Genomic DNA, 9,662 nt, shown 5'->3' with positions numbered 1-9,662 from the left:
CACATCAGAAAAGCGCGAGAAATCAACGTTTCTAAAATTGATTTCTCGCGCTTTTCTAGGTTTTGACCAGTTATGTTCCAGCCTCTTTTTCACTAATTTATTTTGGACCGAAATGGAAATGACTAAATGGATATAGTGTTACTTTAGCTTCACCATAAATGGCATCTTCAGAAATTAAACCATAATGACGGCTATCGTAACTTTTCAGACGGTTGTCCCCTAGTACAAAATACATACCTTCAGGCACTTTTTTCTCTTTTAGTAATTGCTCTAACGTGAAATTTTCTGTAATGCGTAATTGATTAGGATCATCTGTTTGACGATTTACATAATCTTCTTTATAAGCTTTACCATTTACATACAATACGTCGTCCTTCATTTCAACTGTATCACCTGGCAAGCCAATTACTCGTTTAATATATAGTTCATCTTCTGTTGGTGATTGAAAAACAATTTGATCAAAGCGATCAATTTTACTCATTTTACTTACAATAATAATATCCTTATCATGATAAGTCGGGTACATAGAAGCACCCTGCACTTTAATCGGTGCAAATAAAAATTGCTTACAGCCTAAAACAACTACAGCAGTAATGACAATAATTTTAAGATAAGATAGTAATTCTTTTTTAAAACTTGTTTTCTCTTCTTGCATGTTCATTCCCCGATACTGTTTTTTTATAGTATAACATTTTCTACAGTATATTGACGAATTAATCACATAAATTGTTTCAAGTTCAGAAAAATGGTTTATCACCATATCCTGAGGTTGATTTCCTTCAGTGGGGCATCCGATAAACCGCTTCGCTCAATCAACTTATATATGGCTCATCACCATAACGAGGGGTTGATTTCCGTTCCGCCTGTGGGCCCCCAGGCGGAACGAAGATCAACTAATATACAGCGCATATATTTCAAAAAAATGTCAGCCTTAACTTTTGATAATTAGCCAAAAAAATAGACAAAGCTACATTAACTTTGCCTAGATATCTTCTATTTTTTTGTTTTCACGATTATGAATGGTTTTTTACGTAGTAGAGTGATGCTGCTCATTCCATAAATCTACTGCTAAAACAATACCTGCATGTAATGCAACTGCTAATAAAATTGTGCCTATAATCATCACAATCACTCCCTCAACCATTTCTAAGATGATTATACACCTAATTTTCTGATATTTCAAATAAAATAAAAAATCATTCAACTAGGCATGCACCCTACCTGAATGATTTTTTATATTTCACATGAAAATTTTCAAGCACAATAGTTGTAAATGTCGGATAGCTGAACTGACTGGATTTTTTTGAACTTTGCGTTTAGGCACATAGCTTTGCATGCAATTATTGAGAGCTGTATACCTAAGCACCTGGGTCCTCCCATTCATTCATCTCCCTCCCTTCATTGCCAAAAGTTTCACAACTATTATGCTCAAATCCTTACTTCTTACAATTTATTGCAAATGGGCTTTTAATTCCGATTGAATTTTGCCGAGCTCTGTCTCATCAGGAACGTAATACCATATGTTATTAACTCTTTCGCCACCCTCTGCTTCAAATGATAGCTGATCAATATTGCCATCCATTTTTTTATAAATACTTTGTAGCTGGATTAAATCCTTCATCGTAAAATTCATACGGACATTATCGCCTACTACATCAAGCATATCTGTAGCCTTTAATAATATTGATGGTGTCGTCGAAGCTTTTTTCAGAACTGCCTCAATAATTTGTCGTTGGCGAATTTGACGACCAAAATCACCGCGGGGATCTTCATAACGAATACGTGAAAAAATTAGTGCCTCCTCACCGTTTAAAGTAATCTCTCCCTTTGGATAATGATGCTTATCATAAGTTAATTCCATGTCATTATCAATCGTTATCCCACCAATTGTGTCGATAATTTGCAGGAAGCCCTCCATATTAACATACACATAATAATCAATGGGAATATCTAAAAAATGCTCCACCGTATCCACAGCCATTGGGACGCCTCCAAATGCATAAGCATGATTAATTTTATCAACGGAATCATGGCCGATAATTTCTGTACGAGTATCTCGTGGTATACTAAGCATCTTCATTGTTTGTTTTTCAGGGTTCACCGTAACGACAATCATCGTGTCTGAACGTCCACTATCATTTTTACGTTCATCCACTCCAAGCATTAACACAGAAAATGGTTCTTTTTTTGTCACTGTTTTTTGTTCTTGTGCTTCACCATCTGTCGTTTCTAATAATGGTGTATTTATTTTATTCATCGTTTTCTGGATTGTATAATAAGCAGTACCAATAAAAATTAAAAAAATTGCTAATAAGCTGCCTACTATCCAAAGCCAGATTTTTTTCTTACTCTTTTTTTCCTTAGAACGCTTCATATTTTTTTCCATACATAAGTCCTTTCTTGCTTATCAAATTTACCCCTCTTTTTGACGTTTTAAGTTGGAAAAAAGTTTATATAGTCTATTTATATGCATACTGGACGAAAAAAAGACGTACACTAGTATTTACTATATGTACAACAGACTATTCTTTGATTGTTAACTTATATAAAAGACATACATTTTAACAAATATCGTCATTTTATCTCCAACAAAAAGCCGTTTCACACCGAAACGACTTTTAATTTACACGCCTTTGTCTTGTATTCCTTGCACTAATTTTTCTTGAATCAGCAAATATTGTGCGATTTCTTCATCATTCAACACTTCAAAAAGCTGTATAAAAACTTCTTGTCCAATTGATTGAGCTTTCGCTAAGGCTTTTTCACCTTCATCCGTTATTTGTAAACGAATTGTACGACGATCAGATGGATCATATAATCTTTCTGCTAAACCGAGCTTTACTAATTTTTCAGCAATACTCGTCATTGCCCCTTTTGTATAGCCAAGCGTTCCTGCTAACTCAGCCTGCTTCTGCGGACCTTTTGCGTGTAACTCACTTAATACTAAAATGGGTGATATCCCTAACGGATATGGAAACGCTTTTGTAAAACGGATAATATTAGCATTATTCATCTGTTCAATCATATGGATAAGCTTAAAAATATTTGTTTGTGTCAAAAAAATCCTCCTTGAACCCTAAGAAATTAGTGAAACATCACTAAACCCCGTTCAGTATAATTGACATTGAGAATTATCTGGAGCTAAAAAAACAGCTGCACGTCTATTCTTATTGAAAAAGCGACTAAGCGGATTTTATTTTTAGCCGCTTCATAATACTTAACCTTGTACACCTATGAATTAGCAGGTGATTAATATGCATTTAGTTTAACATTAACCAAATGCAATAAAACTACGCTGTTCAAATCTTACATTTCATTTGCAATCTGCTTGACAATCTCGTCGATGGATGGGATAGCTGAAGTTTTGTTGGCTTGTGTTAAAATACTAAAAATATACCACTTGCCACTTTTACCTTTTACGTAACCACTCAAAGAATAAGTTCCAGAAATATAGCCCGTTTTTGCAGATACACTATAGCCCTTCATACGATTTTCTAAAGTTGCACCAACAAGCGCACCCTTTCTCCCTGCATGCGGTAATGCATCTAAATATGAGTAATACCAGGGTTTACTTCGAACTTTATATAATAATAGACTTTCTTGCATACTACTTACTCGATTTTGATGACTTAAACCTGAACCATCTTCAAAATACCATTGATCCATATTGAGCCCAATATCATTACCGTATGTACGAATTGCTTGAATGCCTGCAGACCAGCTTCCTTCACCAAGTAGTTCTCGTCCGATCTGTTTTGTAAACATATCACCCATACCATTAAGACTTAGCTTTAAAAATTTAAAGTTAATATCCTGTAATGGCTTTGAATAGGAAATACCTACTCGTTGTGCATTTTCAGGTACCTTCCCAATTTCAAGTGGCATTGTTTGGATACCTTTTGCTACTAATTTTTCCCGAAATACATCAAGTGTATACAGAGTTGGATCAAAGACAGTTACATATGTATTCTTCTGAGAACCTGCTGGTAAGTTACCTGTTATAATGATTCGATCTGTACCATATTCTCTTGTAATTTTCACAGTACTTTTCTCGCCCTTTTTAACAATTTTTGTTTTGTTAACAACAGGAATGGTACTTGCAAACGGAACAAGCTGAACATTAGCCGTATTGCCAACCTTTGAGCCTGTCACTTTCACTTGCACAGTTGCAATATCATATTGCTCATTTGGCGAAATCGTTAATGCCGAAATACGTGAAGCATAAGGTAATGCCTCTTCTTGCGGTACAATTCCCTTCGGTAAACGATCTGTATCAAACCACGTATCATCCGCAATTAAGGAACCTGTAACTTTCGATATCCCCATTTTCTTCAGTCCATTAGCAAGTGATTCTAAATGGATAGGCAAAAGCGTTGGGTCTCCCCCGCCCTGTAAATAAATATTGCCTTGAAGTACACCGTCTTCAATTGGACCATCGACATAGACTTTCGTTTCAAAGCGATAATCAGGTCCAAGTAAATCTAATGCAGCAGCACTGACCAAAATTTTATGAGAAGAAGCAGGACGTATCATTTTTTCACCATTTTTATTGTAAAGTACATCCCCTTTTTCCGTATCTCGTACGGTAATGCTGTACTCGTTATTCTTCCAATTTTTCGCAATGATGTTATTCACTTTTGTTGTCATTGTTTGCTCACTTGCTTCAGCCTTTTCAAGAAAAGTTATTGGTAAGCAACAAACCATAATAGTCATCGTTAAAAAAATTATTTTCCTTTTCATAGACCCTCCTAATAGCAAATTTCTACATGGTTTTATTTTACGGAAAAATTTAGCATTTTTCAACAAATCAATTATGCCTAGGCATAATTACGTCCGCTTTCGCCACAAAAAAATATTTACCAAAATAAGTTAAACTCATTTTTCTACGCAAAAAACTTTCATGGATTGGGTTTACAGCCCGAAAATCCATGGGTGTTTTATTTTACAAAGAGGCACTTCACAAAAATATGTACGCGTCGAGAGTCGGCATGGCCTAAATGTCTTTTATACTAGCTTATTTTTTTAGATTTTAGTATGAACCCTGACAAATAACATGGCATCTTTTTATTCGATAAGAATAAACTGTAATAGCTAGCTAGCAAATCACTTTCAGGAAAGGAGTTGGTTACAATGGGTGCTAAATGGATAAAGATTTCTGTCATGTATTTGGTGATTGTTTTGGCTTTTGGACTGTTTATGCATTATACAATTCAACTTCAATGGACGGCTACACATGCCCACATTGGTGTGTTAGGTTGGCTGACAACTGGTTTTATTGGTTTAATTTATTCAATTTATAAGAATGCAGCCGAGACCGGGCTGGCCAAGGCACAATATTGGCTTTACAATATTGGATTGCCATTCCTCTTAATCGGTATGATGATGGTTTATCTTGATGTGCCACGCTGGTTATTTGAGCTCTTCGTATCAGGTGGGGGCATCGCTGTAGCAATTTCAGCACTATTATTTGTTGTCAATGTCTTTAAACATGTAAAATAGTACATTTTAAATAGCAAGGCCCCACTTTTTTAGCAAAGTGGGGCTTTATTCATACCATTAGTAAGTGTTAATAACGATTTCGCAACAACTATTCAACTTATTATTGCAATGAATTCGCCTGCATTTGATACATCTTTTCGTAAATACCGCCCTGTTCTAAAAGTTCGTCATGTGTGCCACGCTCAACAATTTTACCTCGGTCTAAAACAAGAATACGATCCGCATTTTTAATAGTAGAAAGTCGATGAGCGATAATAAATGTTGTACGTCCTTTTTTCAACACATCCATTGCATGTTGAATAATCTCCTCTGTTTCCGTATCAATATTAGACGTAGCTTCATCTAATATTAAAATAGCCGGGTCAAAGGCAAGAGCACGTGCAAAGGAAATTAACTGACGCTGCCCAGATGACAATGTGCTCCCCTTCTCAATAACAGGCTCATCATAGCCATTTGGCAAATTCGTTAATACACGTTCCCCACCAACAGCCTTTAATGAGGCTTCTATCTTTTCACGTGAAATTTTAGGGTTGTTTAGGCTGACGTTTGAAGCAATAGTACCTGTAAATAAGTATGGATCCTGAAGAACAATGCCCATATGTTCACGCATTGTTTGACGAGGAACCGAAGTAATATCAATTCCATCAATCGAAATTTTCCCTTTAGATGGGTCATAGAAGCGGAACAATAAGTTCATAATCGAACTTTTCCCAGATCCTGTATGGCCTACTAAAGCAATTGTTTCGCCTTGATGTGCCTCAAAAGATAGATTTTTCAATACATATTCATCATTTTTATAAGCAAAGGAAACATCTTCGAACACTACATTTCCTTTATAACGAGGTAAACTTTTTTCAGATACAGGTTCCCCGTTAATATCTAACACCTCAAACACACGCTTTCCTGCAACAAGCGAGCGCTCAAGCTGAGAAAATTGATTGACGATATTCGTTATTGGATTAAATAATCTCGTTAAATAATCAACAAAGGCATATAAAGTCCCTGCAGAAATAGCTTCTGTTGCCGTAAATGACTGTGTACCAAAGTAGAGAATAAAGATCGTAAACATAATGAGTCTTAATGTATTAACAAGGTTGAAGGAAGTTGCAGAATCAAGGAAAAGTAGCTTGCGTTCATATGCATAATGCTCATTATTCATGTCATCAAATTCCTTCGTCATTTGTTGCTCACGGCGGAATGCCTGAATAATCGTCATTCCTTGAATAGATTCATTTATCATTGCGTTAATATCGGCAATTTTCGTTCTGATCACATCATTATATTTCGAGGCAACTTTACGATATAAAATCATCCATAAATAAACGACCGGTACCATCGTTAATGCTAGGAATGCCATTTTCCAGTTTAAAATGAAAAGTGCGATATAAACACCCACAATAGAAATTAAGCTCGTAACGAAGTTTGAAAGTACCTGTACATATAAATTACGAACAGCCTCCGTATCATTCGTTACACGTGCGACAATTTTCCCCGCTGGTAAATTATCGAAGTATTGAATTGGCAATGTTTGAATATGCTCAAAGACATCCTTACGTAATTTTTGTACAACACGGTTCGCACCCATTTGTAAATAGATATACATAAAATAGCGTAAAACAGCTGTAGCTATTGCTAAAATTAAATAGACAAGTAACAGCCAAGTAATTGGTTTTAATTTGATGTTTCCAATTGTCATGTAATTATCAATGATGTGCTTTGCAATAAATGGTCCAACAAGCTCCGTAAAAACGGCGATTGTTAAGAAAAATAATCCAAGTAATATCGGTTTTTTAAAATACATTGCGTAGCGTATTAAACGTTGATTCGTACTCATGAGGCACCTCCTTCTAGCTGCTGACGGTCAAATTGCTCTTTATACCATCCTTGTTGTGAAAGAAGCTGCTCATGTGTTCCCTGCTCTACAATTTGGCCTTCATCTAGCACGATAATTAAGTCAGCATGCTGGATTCCTGATAAACGGTGTGTTGTAATAATCGTCGTTTTGTCTTGTCGTTCTCGCTGTATATTTTCAATAATTTTTGCCTCTGTCTTTGCGTCTACGGCCGAAAGTGAGTCATCAAGCATTAAAATTTCAGGGTCCTTAATAAGGGCGCGCGCTATTGACACACGTTGCTTTTGACCACCCGAAAGAGATACACCCTTTTCACCAACAAGTGTCTCAAGACCCATCGGTAAATTTTCCAAATCCTTTTCAAAGTATGCTGCACGAATCGCCTGCTGCAATTCAGCTTGTGTCGCATCTTCTTTCCCAAATAAAACATTTTCACGAATGGTACGTGAGAATAGAACATGATCTTGTGGTACATAACCAATCCAGTCGAGTAACTGCTCCTTCGTCTGTGCAGTAATATCGACTCCATCAATCGATAGCTGCCCCTCGCCGATTGGATACTCGCGTAATAATTGTCGTAGGAAGGTCGTTTTCCCCGCTCCAGTTTTACCAACAATCCCAAGTGTTTGCCCCTTTTTCAACGACAACGAAATTTGTTGAAGGTTTTTCACCTGACTCATTGGATATTTGAATGTTAAATCATCAAAGCCAATCGCATTTGGCGTCGCAATCGTTTGTGGATTCGCAATATTCCGAACATCTGCCTCGTAGTTTAGCGTTTCCTGTACACGATCAAGAGAAGCGCTTCCTTGCTGCATCACATTGATCAGTTCTCCAATTGCAAATATTGGCCAAACTGCTAGCCCTAAGTAAACATTGAACGTTACAAGCTGCCCAACTGTCATAGCCTCAGTCGCTACTAAATGAGCACCGTAGCCAAGGGCAACAACATAACTAATCCCAGTACCGACCTTTGTAATCGGTCCAAATAAGGCGTTTATTTTTGCAGTATGCATATTTTTTTCATACACAATCTCGCTCATCTCTGCAAAATTTGCCTCATCCTTTTTTTCTTGCACATATGCGCGCACAACTCTCACACCTGCAACGGACTCTAGAACACTGTCATTCAGCTCACCAAAAACATCCTGTGCCTTCATATAACGTTCATGCACAATTTTCCCTAAATATTGAATAAGGATGGCCATGACCGGCACTGGCAACATTGCAAAAAATGTAAGCTTCCACGAAATCATATAACCCATGGCAAAAATAATACAACCCATATAGATTGTAGAATCAATTAGTGTCATAATTCCGAAGCCCGCAGTTAGTGACACTGCGTTTAAATCGTTCGTCGCACGTGCCATTAAATCTCCAGTACGATTTTTTTCATAAAACGTTGGCGTCATGCGTAGAAAATGCTGCATAAGGTTCCGACGTAAAATTTTCTCTAGGTTAATAGCCCCTTCAAATAGTCTGAATTGCCATACAAAATTAAGGGCATAACCGCTAATAATGATGCCAACAAAAATCAAAATATACTTTGTTAAAATAGCTGGTGTCATTTCTCCAGCAGTCAATATATCAATAATTGACCCTAGTAAATACGGTGGAACAACTTCCAAGCCACTGGCAATTATTAAAAGTACAATTGCTAGAGTATATTGCTTCCAGTACTTCTTAAAAAACCAGCCTAATTTACTTAAAACATCAAACATACATTATAACCTTCTTTCTCCATTGCTGTTGAGGCTTTACTACCCACTATCTAGACATTCCTTTTTGAAAATCATTTTTAGTACTGTGTTTCGCATACTACATACACTCCTTTTTTTGTTATCACTACAACCTTTTTTGCAATAAAAAAGACACATACCCCTAAAAAAGAGCATGTGTCTCTTAATAAAAGGCAAGGTGTAACCCATACCTTTTGCTGCAATGTAAAATATGAAGCTAGAAGACATGGACAATGTATGTAGTTGTTTGTTTATATGATACTGGTAAAACTAACATTGTCATGACCTCCTTCGCTTAGTTTGTTATAGTGTTCTTGAAGATTATCACACTTTAGAAATATCTGTCAACTAACCCACTGTTATTTTTTACTTTTTTCAGAAAATTATTAGCACTTTAAAGCAATGAATTACTACAGCATAATCTTATGTTTAGCATGTTAATTCTTCATAAACAAAAGGTGTGTTAATTAACCATATCTATCCAAAATTATAGAGGTTGATTCTGCCAATCTGAAAGTCACTCAATGATGTGCCATTACTTTAACTAATTACTTTTTTATCCTACCGCATTT

At 36.2% G+C, this 9,662-nt stretch carries 8 protein-coding genes; 1 reads left to right on the top strand and 7 read right to left on the bottom strand.

Going from position 1 to position 9,662, the window contains the following annotated elements:
* Positions 1 to 97: 97 nt before the first annotated feature.
* From lepB to dacB, 5 genes are all read right to left on the bottom strand, one after another.
* Positions 98 to 655: a signal peptidase I gene (gene lepB / locus QRN68_RS09980; RefSeq protein ID WP_285396722.1), complete on the bottom strand. Its 558-nt coding sequence runs from the start codon at positions 653 to 655 to the stop codon at positions 98 to 100.
* 372 nt (positions 656 to 1,027) lie between these two features.
* Entirely contained in the window at positions 1,028 to 1,123 is a 96-nt protein-coding gene (locus QRN68_RS09975) for a transcriptional regulator (protein ID WP_285396720.1), read from the bottom strand.
* 327 nt (positions 1,124 to 1,450) lie between these two features.
* Entirely contained in the window at positions 1,451 to 2,386 is a 936-nt protein-coding gene (locus tag QRN68_RS09970) for an LCP family glycopolymer transferase (RefSeq protein WP_285396718.1), read from the bottom strand.
* 237 nt (positions 2,387 to 2,623) lie between these two features.
* Positions 2,624 to 3,058 carry a MarR family winged helix-turn-helix transcriptional regulator gene (locus tag QRN68_RS09965; RefSeq protein WP_285396717.1) on the bottom strand — a complete coding sequence of 145 codons (435 nt, stop codon included), beginning with the start codon at positions 3,056 to 3,058 and terminating at the stop codon, positions 2,624 to 2,626.
* 248 nt (positions 3,059 to 3,306) lie between these two features.
* A complete protein-coding gene (gene dacB, locus QRN68_RS09960; protein ID WP_285396716.1) occupies positions 3,307 to 4,740 on the bottom strand; it encodes a D-alanyl-D-alanine carboxypeptidase/D-alanyl-D-alanine endopeptidase in 1,434 nt (477 codons plus the stop codon).
* A gap of 390 nt (positions 4,741 to 5,130) precedes the next feature.
* Between dacB and QRN68_RS09955 the strand changes: the two genes are divergently transcribed.
* Entirely contained in the window at positions 5,131 to 5,499 is a 369-nt protein-coding gene (locus QRN68_RS09955) for a hypothetical protein (protein ID WP_285396714.1), read from the top strand.
* A 100-nt stretch (positions 5,500 to 5,599) separates the two neighbouring features.
* Here the strand turns inward: QRN68_RS09955 and QRN68_RS09950 are convergent, their stop codons facing one another.
* Positions 5,600 to 7,333 carry an ABC transporter ATP-binding protein gene (locus tag QRN68_RS09950; protein ID WP_285396713.1) on the bottom strand — a complete coding sequence of 578 codons (1,734 nt, stop codon included), beginning with the start codon at positions 7,331 to 7,333 and terminating at the stop codon, positions 5,600 to 5,602.
* Entirely contained in the window at positions 7,330 to 9,072 is a 1,743-nt protein-coding gene (locus tag QRN68_RS09945; RefSeq protein WP_285396712.1) for an ABC transporter ATP-binding protein, read from the bottom strand. Before QRN68_RS09945 ends, QRN68_RS09950 begins: the two co-directional genes overlap by 4 nt.
* Positions 9,073 to 9,662 lie beyond the last annotated feature (590 nt).

Origin of the sequence: Lysinibacillus sp. fls2-241-R2A-57 (assembly GCF_030209535.1) — a bacterium.
In the GTDB taxonomy this organism is placed as follows: Bacteria; Bacillota; Bacilli; order Bacillales_A; family Planococcaceae; genus Lysinibacillus.
The sequence above is the reverse complement of the archived record's forward strand: the minus strand, read 5'-3'. Positions and strand labels throughout refer to the sequence as shown.